18 protein-coding genes and 1 pseudogene are annotated in these 15,564 nt (G+C 67.3%); 13 read left to right on the forward strand and 6 right to left on the reverse strand.

Features of this window, described 5'->3' with window-relative positions:
- Positions 1-219 (reverse strand): transposase (locus GPA10_RS37040; protein WP_198351812.1); only part of this gene is annotated, 219 nt, incomplete at its 3' end.
- A gap of 1,501 nt (positions 220-1,720) precedes the next feature.
- On the opposite strand from GPA10_RS37040, the gene GPA10_RS37045 reads away from it, so the two are divergent.
- Positions 1,721-1,987: an ANTAR domain-containing protein gene (locus tag GPA10_RS37045; protein ID WP_246260417.1), complete on the forward strand. Its 267-nt coding sequence runs from the start codon at positions 1,721-1,723 to the stop codon at positions 1,985-1,987.
- A gap of 476 nt (positions 1,988-2,463) precedes the next feature.
- Here GPA10_RS37045 and GPA10_RS37050 read toward each other — a convergent pair whose 3' ends face one another.
- The gene (locus GPA10_RS37050) at positions 2,464-2,700 is read right to left on the reverse strand and encodes a hypothetical protein (RefSeq protein ID WP_157169235.1); all 237 of its coding nucleotides are present in this window, start codon (positions 2,698-2,700) and stop codon (positions 2,464-2,466) included.
- Positions 2,701-3,901: 1,201 nt separating this feature from the next.
- Between GPA10_RS37050 and GPA10_RS37055 the strand changes: the two genes are divergently transcribed.
- Entirely contained in the window at positions 3,902-4,234 is a 333-nt protein-coding gene (locus GPA10_RS37055; RefSeq protein WP_157169236.1) for a hypothetical protein, read from the forward strand.
- Between the two features lie 130 nt (positions 4,235-4,364).
- Positions 4,365-4,640 carry a hypothetical protein gene (locus tag GPA10_RS37060; protein ID WP_157169237.1) on the forward strand — a complete coding sequence of 92 codons (276 nt, stop codon included), beginning with the start codon at positions 4,365-4,367 and terminating at the stop codon, positions 4,638-4,640.
- Positions 4,641-4,900: 260 nt separating this feature from the next.
- Here the strand turns inward: GPA10_RS37060 and GPA10_RS37065 are convergent, their stop codons facing one another.
- Positions 4,901-5,206 (reverse strand): hypothetical protein, encoded by a 306-nt coding sequence (locus GPA10_RS37065; RefSeq protein WP_157169238.1) that lies wholly within the window; start codon positions 5,204-5,206, stop codon positions 4,901-4,903.
- Between the two features lie 171 nt (positions 5,207-5,377).
- Here GPA10_RS37065 and GPA10_RS37070 point away from each other — a divergent pair, with 171 nt between their 5' ends.
- The 4 genes from GPA10_RS37070 to GPA10_RS37085 all read left to right on the forward strand — a co-directional run bounded on the left by GPA10_RS37070 (position 5,378) and on the right by GPA10_RS37085 (position 7,628).
- Positions 5,378-5,719: an ATP-dependent DNA ligase gene (locus GPA10_RS37070; protein WP_157169239.1), complete on the forward strand. Its 342-nt coding sequence runs from the start codon at positions 5,378-5,380 to the stop codon at positions 5,717-5,719.
- Between the two features lie 145 nt (positions 5,720-5,864).
- Positions 5,865-6,287, forward strand: coding sequence for a site-specific integrase (locus GPA10_RS37075; protein ID WP_198351813.1), 423 nt, complete (start codon positions 5,865-5,867; stop codon positions 6,285-6,287).
- Positions 6,288-6,481: 194 nt separating this feature from the next.
- Positions 6,482-6,913, forward strand: a complete 432-nt coding sequence (locus GPA10_RS37080) for a hypothetical protein (RefSeq protein WP_343041741.1) — start codon at positions 6,482-6,484, stop codon at positions 6,911-6,913.
- Between the two features lie 271 nt (positions 6,914-7,184).
- On the forward strand, positions 7,185-7,628 hold the full coding sequence (locus GPA10_RS37085; RefSeq protein ID WP_157169240.1) for an EF-hand domain-containing protein: 444 nt from the start codon (positions 7,185-7,187) through the stop codon (positions 7,626-7,628).
- Positions 7,629-8,135: 507 nt separating this feature from the next.
- On the opposite strand, the pseudogene GPA10_RS41975 reads toward GPA10_RS37085, so the two are convergent.
- A pseudogene (locus GPA10_RS41975) lies at positions 8,136-8,540 on the reverse strand (ISL3 family transposase); the annotation flags it as partial.
- A gap of 545 nt (positions 8,541-9,085) precedes the next feature.
- The gene (locus GPA10_RS44285; protein WP_484600354.1) at positions 9,086-9,268 is read right to left on the reverse strand and encodes a TIGR02391 family protein; all 183 of its coding nucleotides are present in this window, start codon (positions 9,266-9,268) and stop codon (positions 9,086-9,088) included.
- Positions 9,269-9,681: 413 nt separating this feature from the next.
- Here GPA10_RS44285 and GPA10_RS37100 point away from each other — a divergent pair, with 413 nt between their 5' ends.
- From GPA10_RS37100 to GPA10_RS37120, 5 genes are all read left to right on the forward strand, one after another.
- Complete coding sequence (locus GPA10_RS37100; RefSeq protein ID WP_157169242.1) at positions 9,682-10,065, forward strand: phage tail assembly protein; 384 nt, start codon at positions 9,682-9,684, stop codon at positions 10,063-10,065.
- A 1,241-nt stretch (positions 10,066-11,306) separates the two neighbouring features.
- Positions 11,307-11,948, forward strand: coding sequence for a sigma-70 family RNA polymerase sigma factor (locus tag GPA10_RS37105; protein ID WP_343041742.1), 642 nt, complete (start codon positions 11,307-11,309; stop codon positions 11,946-11,948).
- Entirely contained in the window at positions 11,945-12,607 is a 663-nt protein-coding gene (locus GPA10_RS37110; RefSeq protein ID WP_246260419.1) for a hypothetical protein, read from the forward strand. The genes GPA10_RS37105 and GPA10_RS37110 overlap by 4 nt, the downstream gene beginning before the upstream one ends.
- A 120-nt stretch (positions 12,608-12,727) precedes the next feature.
- On the forward strand, positions 12,728-12,937 hold the full coding sequence (locus GPA10_RS37115; protein WP_157169243.1) for a hypothetical protein: 210 nt from the start codon (positions 12,728-12,730) through the stop codon (positions 12,935-12,937).
- A 44-nt stretch (positions 12,938-12,981) separates the two neighbouring features.
- Positions 12,982-13,856 (forward strand): IS5 family transposase gene (locus GPA10_RS37120; RefSeq protein ID WP_343041743.1). Its coding sequence is split into 2 segments (ribosomal slippage): positions 12,982-13,375 and positions 13,375-13,856, totalling 876 coding nucleotides; the frame shifts between segments, so codons are not numbered across the junction.
- A 395-nt stretch (positions 13,857-14,251) separates the two neighbouring features.
- On the opposite strand, the gene GPA10_RS37125 is transcribed toward GPA10_RS37120, so the two are convergent.
- Positions 14,252-14,815, reverse strand: coding sequence for a methyltransferase domain-containing protein (locus tag GPA10_RS37125; protein WP_343041758.1), 564 nt, complete (start codon positions 14,813-14,815; stop codon positions 14,252-14,254).
- A gap of 200 nt (positions 14,816-15,015) precedes the next feature.
- Here GPA10_RS37125 and GPA10_RS37130 point away from each other — a divergent pair, with 200 nt between their 5' ends.
- Entirely contained in the window at positions 15,016-15,555 is a 540-nt protein-coding gene (locus GPA10_RS37130) for a GNAT family N-acetyltransferase (RefSeq protein ID WP_343041744.1), read from the forward strand.
- Positions 15,556-15,564: the final 9 nt, after the last annotated feature.

A 15,564-nucleotide genomic window follows, 5' to 3' on the forward strand; every position in this document is an offset into this window, starting at 1 on the left:
GGTCCCGTCCAGGGCCCACCGGCGGAAGCGGGTGTGCAGTGTCTGCCACGGCCCGTACCGCTCGGGCACATCCCGCCAGGCGGTGCCGGTGCGGAACTTCCACACGATCCCGTTCAGGACCCTTCGGCCGTCCAGCCGCTTCCGCCCCCGCAAGGACACAGGCAGCAGCGGCCGGACGAACTCCCACTCGGCATCGGACAGTCCATGGCGACGTATCACCCGACCATGATCCAGCACACAAGATCAATTGAAGACACGACCTAGTCCGTCATCACTGCGGGCCAGGCAAATGAGCTACAACGTCCGCTCCGACTCCACCGCCAAGCACAGCCGAAGGCGAACGGCACCAATGGTCCGGACGATCCCCGGTTTTGCTAACCGGGGATCGTCTGCTATGTGTCGCCCAGCACGCCCAAGGGCGTGCCCTCTACTCCGGCACAGGTCATGACGCCAGTCGGTAGGACCGCAGTGCAGGAGTCGCGCCGTCAGTGACCAGCACCAACAGCTCGTCGTCGGTGAGGCGGTCGAGGTTCCGGGCGACGACGCGCTCCGAGGCTCCGACGGCTCGGGCTACGTGGCGAGTGGCGGCCCCAGGGTGCGCCGCGATGTGCGCGAGGGCCGTGCTGTCACGGCGGTAGTCACGTTGCAGCAGATCCTCACCGAACAAACCAGCGGCGCAGACGCAAAGGCACAGCGCCGTGGAGAGAGACCCGTAATCCTCAGTTCGTTGGGCCGTCCACGCGCTCACGGCTCCTAGCGTCAAGAGGACGGGGGCGGTGAAGCGGGCAGATCGGATAGCGGGCTTCGACAGGTGAACCTCCGTGGGGTCGGGCGCTCGGCCGCGAAATAGAGTGGCACGGGCTGCGGGCTGTTGTGAGGCGGGGCGGCTCGCCCCCGCCAGAAGTCCGCATTCCTTCGCTGCCCTGGTGTTTTCCGGGACGTTGTACGTTGACATGGCCTCGGCGGAGGTTCCAGTCCTTTGGGGCTCTTCCTCGTCTGCCGTGGGCGAATGCCCCCGGCAGCTGCCCATTTGGGGCCCATCCTGGAACGATCCGGGGGAAGTAGCGCTGCAGCGCCCCGTCACGGAGCCCTTGCACGACCTCGCTAATCACGGACTGGTCGTCTCTGACTACTCCAACGACGTTGGCGTTCACGGCTGCCCCACTGTTCGGCTCGAACACTGCGGCGTTGACCTGCGCGTGGGTAGTGGCATCGTCGTACGCGGCGTGAACGGAGTAGGCCGTGTGGCAGTCCTCACCGAGCGCGCCCAGAGCACCTCACTCAATTCGCCGAAGGCGCTCCGCTGCCGGATCATTGATCGGCACCAGAAGCTATGCGGCAATCCTGTCGCCAGCGCGACGCTCGACGACCACGAACCCAGCACCATTGTCAGGGAGGTGGACGTCGACGGGCAGGGCCTCAGCCGCTCGGAACCGGCGGGCAGGGCCCCGGGGCGCGCTGCCCGTGCGGGGCGGTACTCCTCGGGGACGGGTGGGTGCAGGGGGTTGGGGATGTGGTGGTTCGTGGTGCGGGGGGCACAGCCGTGTGGTCGGTTGCAGCCCTGGGGGGGCAGCTGGGGCTGTGCTTGTCTGCGCGCGCGGATACGGGGCAGCAGTGACGATAAAACTGTCCCTGTCCTTCGTGTCCCGCGGGATCTGTCATGTCGACTTGTGAGTACCGGTCTTTGGCCCCTGAGGCAGTTGCCGCCCGGATCGCGCAGATGGAAGAGGAGAACCGGCAGCTGCGTCAGGCCATCGACTCGCACGCGGTCATCGACCAGGCCCTCGGCGTCCTGGCCGCCGCCCACCGCCTGGCGCCGGAGAACGGCTGGGAGGTACTGCGCGAGACCTCCCAGCACACCAACATCAAACTCCGCACCCTCGCCGAAGCCATCGTCCGCTGTGCCCTCGGGCGTCCCCTGCCCGGCACAGTCCGGCGCGAACTCCAGGCCGCTGTGGCACGCAGACACAGCCAGCGCCCGGCCTGAGACACACTCGCTCAACCGGAGCACGCTCTTCCCTACACGAAGGACGTATGTCGTACTACCGGCCAGTACAGTGCAGCGGCGCGGCGCTAGCGTGAGGGCACGCCGGCCGCTCAACCCCCCGCGGCCCGCCAGGCTGTCCCCGTCCCGGACCCCGACCCGGACAGCCGCACCCACCACCAGGCCCTCCAACGGGCCTCACCCGCCGGGCCGCCCCGCACGCCTCCTCCCCGGGGCGGCCCGGCCCCCACAGTCCTGCGGCAAGACCGCCGGCAAGTCCGTGCCGTGGGGCGCGGCTGGCGCGGTAGGCGTAGCGGAGTCTGCACGCGCCTCACGCAACCGCGTGCGGGCAGCAGTGGCGACCGGCCCGGTCGGGTTGGCAGGCGGGCGGCGGCTTCTGTGCGAAAGAGGGCCTGTCGCGCGCTCGTCTGCGCGGGTACGGCACAGTCCGTGGTTGACGGCGCTGTAGAAACCTGTCTCTAAACCCCGGAGGCTTCGAGGGCGATGATCGAGTCAATCCGGATGACCACGGCGCCCCCTGCGGCCAGAGACCAGGCCAGGAAAGGTGTGGAGGGCGGTTCGGTCGTGAGCGCCTGTTCCATGGCCTCCTCCAGCCGATCGACATAGTCTGCCAAGCTGTGGCCGTTGGCCACTACGACCGCTTCGCGTTCCTGCAGGCCAACGGCGTAGCGGATGACGAACTGCGGCGGCTTCAACTCAGTGTCTCAAAAAACATGTTGACCCCCTTTTGCGTTCAGACCCAGGCACTCACCGGGCCGGTGTATGGCGCCCTGACCGGCCTGTCCTGTCCAGCCGCCGTCGGCTCTCACTGATCTGCCGCCGGCTGGCGGCCACGAGCGCCTCGCTCTGCTCGATCCGGCAGCCAGCCCGCTCGATCACCAGCAACGACATCCGTACGCGTACCAGCGCGTCGCTCCACTTCCCGCTCACCCTCGCTCCCCCCAGGCAGGTCCCCCGACACGAGGTCCCCACAGCCCCGGGCCGATACTCCCGATCCCGGCAGTCTGGACGGCCTCGCCCCCTTCTGCACACCCCACCTGAGGGTGAAAACGACCCATCCGGCCAGCCGGGACAAGCAACCATGAGACGCTGGTGTGCCACGGGAGCGGGATGCCGCTGGTTCCCGGGCCGCCCCCGCCACGGAAGACCACGGAGATGGCAGGTCACACCCCCGGCCGCTCCGGACCGGGCTCCGTGCGCCCCGCGCTTGGCGGGGACCGAAACTCCCTTGCCAGCGCCGTCCGCTGAATCCGGTTCAGGAAAATGGTGTAGCGGACGGGAGCGGGGAGACCCGGCAGCACACCGGCACCACCTGCGTGGACGCGCGCCGGAGGATGCTCCCGTTGCCCCTCGGAACTCCCGCGCCAAGGGGGCGGCGGTGCAGGCAGGCCCGGCCGCACACACCACCCATGCCGCGTGCGGCCGAGCCCGCGAAAGAAGCGAAAGAAGCCTTCAGCCCCCGGCCCGCCGCAGAGAGCGAAAGACCGGATGTCTGGTGGTCGGGGGCGGTGTAACGATCGGTGGCAAGGGCATCCGCTTAGAGCACAGGCAGCGCTCCCGCCGCCTCTTCACTCCCGCGCCGGGGCGGCGGTGGAGGCGGGCCTGGCCGTGCACACCCATGCCGCGCGGCCGGGCCTGCCCGGAATATGCCTGTCGCCCGCGTGGGGGCAGGAGTAGGCTCGGTCACAGACCGTGGTTGACGATGTTGTTAGCGCAACATCCACTTTTCCGGCGATCTCTCGGGTCCGGGTTGGGGCCCACCACGCCAGCGGCTGCCATCAGCGGGACCCTGAACCCGCCACACAGCACCGCGTGCACCTCGCCACGGCCCCCGCACCTCCCTTGTGCGTCCGTCGCTTTTCCACCGGTGCGACCCGATCCGCACCGGGAGGTGCGATGCGCACCTACTTCGCCGACGAACTCCTGCTCATGCTGCCGCTCACCGACGGCCCCGGGGTGCGCCTGTTCGGTGAGATCCTCGGCATCCACCGCGGGCCCCTGGCCCTGGCCGTGACCGAAGAAGCCGACCGCACCGACGAGATCGTCGTGGACCTCACCGAAACCCGCTTCCTGGCCCACAGCGTCCTGGACATCCTCATCATCCTCGCCCAGCGCCTCACCCCGCCCCAGCACCTTGTCATCCGCGCCCCCGCCGACCTCAACCTGCACACGCGGTTAGCCGGCCGCGGCGCAGACAGACTCACCACGCTGCACCTCCAGGAAAGCTGACCCCTGCCCGTGCAGCACCCCGGGCGGGGCGTTCTCGCCGTCGCGGGAGGCGGCAAGAACCCCCGCCCGCAGGGCGCCCCGCACAGCCCGCTGCCTCCCGCAGACACCCAGCAGACCCAAGAGGTGCGCTATGGAGAAACCCCCGCCACCACCCCAGCAGCCCACCGGACACGCCTCCCCCGACCAGGTCCAGACCTCACGCCAGACCATCGAACGAAGCCGGTCCCTCATCAACGGGATCCAGGCCAACCTCAGCAAAAGCCGCCAGCGGATCCAGCACAGCCGCCAGCGAGTACACCGAAGCCGCCAACTCCTGACCCTCACCCCCGAACCCACCACCGAACCCGCCGCCGACCACGACGAAACCCACCCCGGCGCCGACGAACCGGACGGACCCTGCCCATGAGATGCACGTGAACACCACCTGGGTGACGGCGTGTGGCGGGATGCCAGTTCTTGGAGCCGGGAGGTCGGCCGGGCCCCGGCCGGGCCCACCGCGATGACCCGCCGCAACCGCGCCTGGAGCGAGCCCTGTTCAAGCTGCGCCACGTCCGACCTCACGGTCACCCGCCCCCATCAGTCAGTGAAGGAGACGATGCCCTGTATCCGCTGAAGGGGAGCCCGCCCCGGCTGGTTCTCGCAGCCGGGGCGAGGCTCTTCACTGGATCAGCCCGTGGCGATGAAGTGGAAGGGACGGTCTCCCACGTCGCCGTTCGAGTTGCCCGTACGGACCGTCACCCTCTCGGTCGTGGCGCCGGTGACGTGCACATTGTCCAGCAGGCTCCAGGCATCGCCATCCAGAGTGGCAACAACCGACGGCGTCTCGAGGAAGTCGTTGTTGAAGGTGATGGTGTACGTGCCAGTGCCGACCTTCGTAACCTTGAAGCCGTGGTTGGCGCCAGGCTTCCGAGTGCCGTCAGCCGCAACGGTCCCGCGGACGATCTGGAGATTCTCGTAGGCGTTGATAGTCATTTCCGTACCTCTTTCCTTGGGAGTTTCGCCCCAAGGACATGTCCGAGCCGGATGCACCCATGCCCCATTCGAACGAAACGCGCTCGCTCGGGCGAGCGCCCGCTCTTACCCGTTCTCAGCCCGCGTGCGCCCGCCCCCTGGCCCCTCCCGGCCCCGATGCTCGCCGCCTCCGTGAACGATCCGGAGCTCCAGGCGGGCTGGGCGGAAGACGTGAAGTGGGGCGGCTTCCGCGCCCTGCTCACCGTCGACGGTGGCCAGGCGGTACTGCGCTCACGGCACGGCACCGACCTGGCACCCGCCTTCCCCGACATCACCGACCCCGCACTCCGCCAGCTGCCGGACGCCACCGCGCTGGACGGGGAACTGTTCACGTGGGAGGCGGACGGGGCGGGGGCGGATCGCGTTCGAGCGGTTGCAGAACCGGTTGCACCGCCGCGACGCCGGCACACTACTGACGACGACCCGCCCCGGACACCCCTGGACAGGCCGCACGTTCTCCGCCTTCCCTGTTGAATCGGCGTGTTGAAGCCGATGTGACAGGGGTGAACTCGTGCCTGGATGGCGTGTGTTCTGGGTGCCCACAGGGCGGCCGGTTGGCGGGACGGAACGGTTACCGGCGCTGGGGGTCTGGGAGGATCTGTCGCTTCGGGAGGAGCGAGTGGGTATCCATCCGGGTGACCCGATCATGCTCGCCCCCGACTGCAGGGTGGACGAACTCTTGAGCGAGTACCTGTGTCGCTCGAGCTTCGTTCACCTGGAACATGAGACGAAGCGGAACTACACCTCGGACTACCGCGTGTTCTTCGACTTCCTTTGGGGTCGGGGACTTGTCTGGAATGGCGCCAGTGCGGACAACCTGTTCGACTTTCATGACTGGCGTGTGCGGTCGCCGCGGAATCCCGACCGGGTGGGCGGGTCGAAGTGGAACCGCGAGCTGGCGGCCCTGGCCCGCCTCTACGACTGGCCCCAGCGGCGTGGACACGTGGCGATGAGCCCGGTGTTGATGCGGTCGGCCAGGGGGCGATACGGGGGGGGTGGTATCGGTTCCGGCCGGGCGGGCCAAGAACGCCCGATCCAGTAATGTGCATTGGCTGACACCGCGGGCTTTTAACGCCATGCCCGCCAACTCCTTCAGAAGGCACAACAGCTCGAACAGCGCCTCACGCAGCTGCCCGCCCCGCTGGCCGAGCGGCTGCGCGGTACCGCGGACAATCTCCGGCAGCACGCCGCGCTCCATCACCACCAGCGCATCACCGCCCAAGAGGGAGAAGCCCCGTGAGCCCGGCACTGGACGAACGCGAGCGCATCCGCGCCGCCATGCACCGCATCCTCACCGGCACCCCCCAGCACTCCAACGGAGCCCTGACCGTGGTCGCCCTCGCGCAGGAGGCCGACGTCCCCCGCAATGCACTCACCCAACAGCACCCCGATCTGAAGAACGACTTCTACGCCGAGGTCCGCCAGCGGGCCCAGCCTGCCGAAGCCGAGCTACGGCTGCGCAAACAAGTCGTCAAACTCAAGGAACTGCGCGCAGCAGGCCGCAAAGAGCTCTCTGAACTCCGCGCCGACCGTGAAGCCCTGGTCCGCGTCGTCCACCAGCTGACCCTGGAAAACCGGCAGCTTCGCCAACACGCGGCGCCCACCGCCGTCCTGCGGGCTCTGCCCACCCAGCCACAGCCGCCCGCCGACCCGGCCATTTTGGAATAGGAACCCCTATTCGAACCCCGCTGACGGGGTCGTTGAAGCTGGTTGAGGCGCTGGTGGCGCGGGTCTTGGGCCTTTCCGGTGCGGATGACGGCGAAGGTGAGCGGTCTCCTACCGGATCCAATTCCGTTCTGGCGATCACCAGGTCTGACCTGTGCGGTGGGCCGTGGCCCCGAGCGAGTGACAGCTGGTATCGGCAGAGTGGACGGAACGCCGCCAGGGCAAGATCGAAGCGTCACGGATTGCCGGTGACCTCTAGGGAAGCGAGTGCATCATGGGACTGGTCCGTCTGACCGATATCCAGATCGCGGAGTTCAGGGAAGCGTTCGAGCTTGTCGATAAGGACCATGACGGCAAGATCACCCCTGAGGAGCTTGGAGCCGTCTTGCGGTCGATGGGTCGTAGCACGACGGACGCCGAGCTCCCAGAGCTCGTGAGCGTGCTCGACTCCGACGGCAGCGGGCAGATCGAGTACGCCGAATTTCTGGCTCTGACTTCGGCGAACACGGTCGACGACAGCCCAGATCTCATGGAGGCGTACAGGGTCCAAGATAAGAACGGCGACGGCCTGATCAGCCCCGAGGAGTTCAAGTACGTCACGGTCCAGCTCGGCGAGAAGTTCTCCGACGAGGAGGTTGCTCGGTGGGTGACCGAAGCTGACGTGAACGGCGACGGACAGATCAACTACGAGGAATTTGTGAGGGCACACCTCGCGTGAGCGAGTGTCAGCGAAGGACGGCTGGATGAACGCCACCGAAGATCACCTGGGCCGACGCAGCAGGGCTGTGGCTGCGGCCAGGTGAAAGCCGGCTGAAACGGTCAGCGTGCTGGCGGAAGCGGGTACGGCTGGCCCATGCCGTCCCTTCTGCTTCCCGTCCCGCTGGTGCTGTGTCGTTCTGTCACGGCGGTCGGCGATGCTGCCGGTTTGAACCTGGAGCCGAAGTTATGGAGAGGGTTTGCTGTCTGTCCGTTGTCCATCTGAAGCCCGGCGGGAGGGACCAGCTCCCCGCTCTCGGCCTGTTCCGCAACGCCGTGCTGCTGACGAACACCCGCCGCTTGAACCCCTCCGTAACCTCGACGACGGTGAGGACGCGAAGGCTGAGAGTCCCTGCGGAGGGAAGGACTGTATGGCTATGCGTGCAGTTTCAGCGGCGAAGGCCCGGTCGTCTGGCTGTGAACGCGTGAAGGGGCTCTGGTCCACTTTCTGTGGTCGCGTGTCCCTCGGTCACGTCAACAGGGCTCGTTTGCGTAGGAGTTCGAACCCGGCCCGTCCGAACATCTGACGCTTGAGCATCTTGATCCGGTTGACGTGACCTTCGACGACGCCAGAGTTCCACGGCAGGGTGAGACCCGCGATGACGGCGTCGAGGTCACGTTCGAGGTGCTGGGCGAACCGGCTGAGGCTGGGCAGGTCGGTGGCAGCGCGAGCGGACTCGATCCATTCCGGCAGTCGTTCGCCCTCCAGCTCGGTGACCATGCGGGTGAAGGACCGCACGTGCTCCGCGAGTGCTGTCAGCTGGCGGCAGTTGGCCAGGACTGCCTTGAACTGGAGTCGGTCGCGTTCGGGCAGGGCGTCGGGGTGGGAGAGGAGCCAGCGCGCAGGCGTGTGGCGGGAGGCACTGGCCGCGGTGGTCCTCCCGACCACACGCCGGTCAGGGGCGTGACCAGGTCACACTGAAGACCCCTCAGACACCCGCTGTCACCCCCGGCCGTGAAGGCGGCGCGGCAGGCGGGCGCATGTCGGGCCATCCGCATCGTCCGGAAACTCAAATGTCCCTACAGCTCGTCTTTAGAGACGCCCAGGGACGTGAGCATGAAATGGAGATTGAACCCTTGCCCATTCTGCACCGGGAGGTCTGCGCCACCACACTGATTGACCGGACTACCGACTGGTAGTCCGGCAAAGTTACTGTCGGCCATTCCACTACCGCGGGTGGTCGTTCCTGCTGCGTGACTACCGTGGTGGTTGGCGCAGTCGGTTCCGAAGGCCGGTGACAGGAAATCCCCGACGCCTCCCGCTGATGCCGGTGAAGCCACGGTTAGGGCCATCCCTGCTGTCGTCGCGGCTACCAGCGCTACCCTGGTGACTGTCTTGCGTGGAGTCATGCAAGGGAAACGATTCACAACCGCGTCAGGTCACTCGCCCTGCCAGCTTTCCCACCCGCGCAGGGTGAGTCAGACCGGTCCCTCGCATTCGTCGATCCAATGCGCGAGGAGACTCAGAGCTGCAAGGCGTTCCAGTGCCTGCTGGGCGGTCATCTCGTCGGAGGCCGAGTGGGTGGCCGTGTTACGGACGGTGCGCGTTCCGTTCACCCAGGAAGCGGAAATCATGAGGGAATTTACACGCGTCAGGGGCATCCTGCGGGAGGAGGTGTGCGGAACAACTTCAACACCTGTCTCTTACGCTTGGTGAAAATGTAAAGGCCGACATCACGCCCACAAACTCAGTAACACGTCCTCCACCGAGGGGAACAGCAACTCTTCGAGTTGCGGTCGCACTTCGTCCACGGCGCAGAACTGTCGGCCACGTTGTCCACCGGCCGGGAAATTTGGGGCTATCTCAGCCGCCCTCACGAGAAGATTGACAGCCACGCTGCGTACGCGACCACACCAAGTGGACCAGAGACCGCTCAGACCTTCACAGCCAGTCGTCGGAGCCGGAAGCCGTGGCTGCGTGTCTGCGACACGAGGAGGTGCATCCTGTCGGCCGCATCTTGTCGGGTATGCGGGAAGATCATGGTGATCTCGCCTGAGCAACGAAGGGTATTTGTATGTCTGAGAAACCTGGGCCGGCCCCTGCCGAGTTCGAGTTCGTGCTTCCCCGTGGTCTGAGGGGTGTAGACGGAACCCTGCACCGGCAGGGGGTGATGCGGCTGGCGACCGCCTACGACGAGATCGAGCCACTGGTGGATCTGCGGGTGCGGAAGAACCCCGCCTACCTCGGCGTCCTCTTGTTGAGCGCGGTGGTGACCCGGATCGGGACCGTCACGGACATCACCCCCGAAACGATCGAGAATCTTTCTGCCACCGACCTGGTCTACCTGCAGACCTTCTATGAGAGGGTCAACGCCTCCGACAGCCTGGCGAACATCAGCTACGCCACTGACAGCGTTACCGAGGAGAGCGAGGCACGGGATCGCCTGGGCGAGTCGTGAGTGCCTGCGGGGTATGGCGCCGTAGGCCGCGCGATCATCCGCCGTGGCACCGCGCCAGCTGAGCTCTCCGCGCGCGAACCACAAGAAGTCGAAGAACGTACGCAGGTCCCGGGCGTGGGCGGCCTGCGTGTTCCACGGGGAAGATGCCAGCCACACCGAGAAGTACCGGTTCAACTCGACGTCGCATTCGCCCTTCGGGCTGATCAGGAACGGCTGCCCCTTTGGTGCACCCAACTCATCAAGCAGCTCATCGAGTTCGGCGAACAGCGTGCTGAACTCCCGCATGAGCGTCGTCGCCTCGCTTGGCCATGGGCACTCCCGGCGAGTGAAGCGCACCCGCAAGGACTTCACGGTCCACCTGGCCGTCTTCGATCTTCTCGCCGTGGGGGACACGGACTGGCGGCCGCGCAGGTACGAGGAGCGCCGACACGGACTGCTTGAGGTACTGCAGGACGGCCCGGCCTTGATCCGGCCAGTCCTCGCCTCCGGCGACGCGGAGAGGGCTCTGCAGTGGGTCGGAAGCCTGGGCGGCGTCGAGGGCCTGGTAGGTCCTCGCCCTACGCGGGCCACGATGATGCCTATGCAACCTGGTCACGAGATCCGTCGGAGGCAGTTCCTTCAACACGCAGTACTTGACAGAGAATCCGCCGGATGGGGAAGCCGCGACACCCTCAACACCACGCTGGTGCAACCCGAGCTGGTGGTAGAAGTCGGCATCGACATCGCCCGCGACGCCTCCGGCCGCTGGCGACACCCGCTTCCACCGCCCACGCCCCGACCTCACCCCCACCGACGTAACCCGCCTGACACCGCCGCCGACATGACACGACGGGACTGTCAACGACCGCGCCGCCGGTCTCCGGAGACCTTCACCCCTGCCGGGTTGAGTCCGGAAGATGAGCAGCGCGGTTCGGGTCCGGTAGGAGAGCTGTCCGGCTTCGCCCGACTTAAGTGTGATGGTCGCCACTTGCTAGGCGGGAACTCGCCATGCGGAGGTAAACGGCAGTTCACCAGTGCTGCTCAGGGCGTCTTTCTGGACAGTTGTGCACTCCTCGTGAACACGTTCCGCAGTTGCCCATGATCACAGGGTCATTTTTTTGCAGATCGCGTTGAGTGAGCGGGCTCGATTCTCGGCAGGGTGGTCACTAGAGCCGCCCGGCTCGCCGGTGAGCGCCCTGGTGGGACACGCGCCGCCAACCTCCGCACCTACAGGGACATGTGATGACCACTGTGAGGCCCGCGTGACCGATGACGATCACGCACTGACGGACGCGTTCGGGATTCCCCTGCGGGACGGCCCCGACACGCCTTCCGCGCTCCGCACAGGACTGCCCATCGACTTCGAAGGGTTCTACCTGGGCCAGCAGGAGTTCTTCCACGCCTTCGCCGAACTCCACCTCGGCCACCGCAGCGCGGCCGAACTCGTCGTGCACGACGTCTGCCTGGAGATACTGGCGACCTGGGACGACCTGCTGACCGAAGCCGACCTCGACCAGCGCGCGATGTCGGTCCTCAGCCGCCATGTCAGCGGGCGCCTCGCCCAGGAGCGGCGCCCGCCGGCGTTCGTCATCAACGCCCCGATATTCCGCAACCTCGCCGCGATCCGCGCCGAGATGGAGCTGGCGCCCAGCAACGCCGGGCTGTACGAGGCCATGCTCGAGCTGCCGACCCGCCAGTACAACGCGATCGTGCTCCGGTACGTCCTCAACTACCCGGTCACCCGCATCGCCCGCTACATGGGCCTGGACTCACGCACCGTGGACTACCACATCCGCAAAGGACGCGAACGCCTGCGCGTCCTGCTGCAGCTGCCCACCGACGGGGACCGCCGCAAGAAGGCCGCCCCCACCAAGAAGAACACCGAGGAGAACAAGGGGGAATGATGAGGACGCTCGACGACGTGCTCGCCGGCGCCGCCATGCCGGTCCGCACGCACAGCACCTTCGACGTCGGCGCAGCACTCAAAAAGCTCGCCATCGACGCCGGCCGCGCCCACACCACCGCGGACACCCAGCTCGCCGCCCAGGCCGGGCAGCGCCTGACCGTGATCGCCCGCTGGATGCTCAACGCACCGCACGCCGCCCACCACGTCGACCAGCTCGCCCGCGGCAACCCCGACCGCCCCGTCGAGGAGGACAACCTCGACGTCGAGGGCGCCGCCGTCTTCGCCTCGCTCCTGCACCTGACCGGACAGCACCCCGAATCCGCCCAGTTCTGGTGGCAGCTCGCCGCAGGCGCCGGCCACCGCGCCTCCGCCTACTGCCTCCACCTGCACCACACCGCCCTCGGAGAACAGCGCGAAGCATCCCACTGGCTGCACCAGGTCCTCTACGACCTCGGAGACCGCCTCGACGACGCCTACTTCGAAAAAGTCGAAGCCATCGCCCGCTACCTCTACCCCCGCCCCGCCACAGCCGCACCGCTCACCGGCAGCCTGGAAATGGAAGTCGACCGCCTCGCCGACGACGGCGCCCCCTGCGTGATCGTGCCCCGCCCCGACCGGCGCCTGGCCCAGGCCCTGCGCGAACACAGCCGCACCTGACCCCCAGCAAGCAGCAAGGAGCCCCTTCTTCGCGCCCCCGGTTTCCTAGGCCAACGGGACGCAGGGCTCCTCGCATCGCACGACATCCCCCGACACACCGCTGCGACGAAGGACATCCCCATGAAGGTTAGCCGCTGGCGCCGCATCGCACACCGCATCCGCCAGACCACAACCCACACCACCCGCACACTCACCCACCGCGGCCACCGCACCCGCCAATGGGCCCACGCCCGCCGCCGCCCCGCCCTCGGCCAACTGCTGCGCGGCATCTGCTTCGGCTGCGGCAGCAGCCTGGTCACCCTCTTCATCTTCTGGCTCACCCACCACTAGGGTCTGTTGCGAAAGTGGATCTTGTTCGGTGATGATCATGTCCTGTGGGACGTGGGGATCTGACGAATGACCAGTGGGCCCGTCTTGAGCCTCTGCTGCCGACGGGCATCAAGCCGGGTCGGCCACAGGTGTGGACGCGGCGGCAGCTGATAGACGGCATACGGTGGCGGACCCGGACCGGTGCTCCCTGGCGGGACGTGCCCGGCCGTTATGGGCCGTGGGACCGGGTCTATGACCTGTTCCGGCGCTGGCAGCGGGACGGCACCTGGGCAAGGATCCTCACCCAGCTCCAGGCCCAGGCGGACGCGAAAGGCCTGATCACCTGGGATGTCAACGTCGACTCCACCGTCTGCCGGGCCCACCGGCACGCCGCCGGAGCGGTGAAAAGGGGGACCTCCAGAAGGAGCCACCCGGCGGGACCTTCATCGAGCCGGCCGACCACGGCCTCGGACGCTCCCGGGGCGGACTGACCAGCAAAATCCACCTCGCGGTCGAGCAGGGGCAGAAGCCCTTGTCTGTCGTGATCACGGCCGGGCAGCGGGGCGACTCCTTGCAGTTCGAGCCGGTCCTGGAAGCCATCCGGGTTTCCCGGCTGGAGCTGGGCAGGCCGCGCAAGCGCCCGGACCGGGCCCGGGCCGACAAGGCGTACGACTCGCGCAGCAATCGCTCCTACCTGCGCAGACGCGGAATCAAGGCCACCATCCCGGTTCCGGCGGACCGGGTCCGCAACCGTCTCGAGCGCGGATCGCGTGGCGGGCGGCCGCCGAAGTTCGACAAGGACGACTACAAGCAGCGGCACGCGGTCGAGTGCGGGATCAACCGGCTCAAGCGTCACCGGGCCGTCGCCACCCGGTACGACAAACTCGCTGTCCGCTACGAAGCGACCGTGCTGGTCGCAGCCATCAACGAGTGGCTGTGACCAGCACTTTCACAACAGACCCTAGAGGGGGCCGAGGAGCACAGCGGCGCGCACTCCTGACAGGCCCCTGAAGTCGGAGAGCTTGAGGCTCTCGGCGCGCACTGCGCCCTCCCACGCTTCTGTCCGAGCAGCCCACGCCGTGGCACCTGCCTGCGGATCACGCCCCCGATTTCGCCGCCGCAAGGCGTTTCGGCGGTCCGCACAAAGGGCTGAAGTCGGCCGATGGAGAAGGATGGCGTGGGCATCCCGTGCATCTGGCGCAACAGCGGCGCCAGGTCGGCTTCGGTGCTGGGCCAGCCAGCGCGCCACCGCCACCTCACGGGCTGCTGCTTCCTGGCGGGTCCTTGCAATGCGTACGACGACGTCCTTGATTCTCCACAAGTCGTTCTCGGCGTTCACGTGCCGGATCCGTCTGTGCGGACGCGTTGCCATCCTTGGTCCACAGTGATGTGGTAGTCCGCCCAGACCGGCCAGCCAACTTCGGCGTAGCTACGGTGGACGCGCTGGCCCCGAACTGGCATGAAATCGACAGCCCCTACGAATCGGCCGCTCGCTCGGCCGCCGCCATCGGCGACCAGGCGCACCAGGCCGTCGCACTGGAAGGGGCTGTCGAGGGGGGCCAGGAGCACACCTTCGGGCCAGAGCTGGTCGATCAGTGCCTGCGGGAGGGCGCGGAAGGAGGCAGTAGCGACGATGCGGTCGTAGGGGGCGCCTGGCGGGTATCCCGCCTCGACGTCGCCGACGACGAGTTGCGGTGTGATGCCTGCTGCGTGCAGCACGGCCGCAGCGTGGTGGGCGAGTCCTTGGTCGATCTCGATCGAGGTGACGGTCGCGGCCCCGACGCGTTGCGCGAGGAGGGCGGTGGAGTAGCCGGTGCCGGTGCCGATTTCCAGGATCCGCCGAACGGGAAGGCGCTGGCGGCGAGGGCTTCGATCGCTGCCAGGGCCGTCGCGCGCTATGCCGAATTACTGCGTTTTGCGAGATCACGGATGGTGGCTAACAGATGTTCGACATTGGTGTGGTCAGACATCACGCAGTCGGCTCCAGCCGCAGCGAGCCGCTCGGTGCCGTGCAGTTGTTGGCCGAAGCTCTCGAAGGTACCCGGTAGGCGGTTCGTCCATGCCAGGGTGGGTGGGACGATGCGACGTGAGGAGAGTGCGTGAAGTTCGCGATCCGACTGGCCCACCCGGATGACTATGAGTCTGTCGCCCAGATCGTCCGAGACCGTTCCGCCTGGTTGGAGGAGCGGGGCCTGCCGACCTGGCGGGAGAGCGCGGAGAAAGTAGCCGCCCTGACTCATTCCGGGGACGGGACGACGTGGGTGCTTGAGGCCGACGGCGCCCCGGTGGGCTGTACGACGGTGACCGACTCGACGCCGCCGATGGCCTGGAGCGAGCAGGAGCTGGCCGAGCCCGCGCTGTATCTGTACACCACGATCACGGATCCGCGGGTGCGGGACGCACATCCGGGCGCGTTGATCGCGTTGTGGGCGGTGGACCGTGCTGCCCGGGAGGGCAAGAAGTGGGTGCGCCGCGGATGCCGGTTCGAGGGCCTGGTCGCCTACTACCAACGACAGGGCTTCTCGCTCGTGCACACGATGCAGAAGACGCACGGGCCCATGTACCTGCTGGAGCGTCACGCTGAGCGCATCCCCGATCTGGAGGACCGCTTCACTGGCGTGGTGCCTGCCCTGTCCTGAAGTGCTGCA

The sequence above is a fragment of the Streptomyces typhae genome, assembly GCF_009755605.1.
In the GTDB taxonomy this organism is placed as follows: domain Bacteria; phylum Actinomycetota; class Actinomycetes; order Streptomycetales; family Streptomycetaceae; genus Streptomyces; species Streptomyces typhae.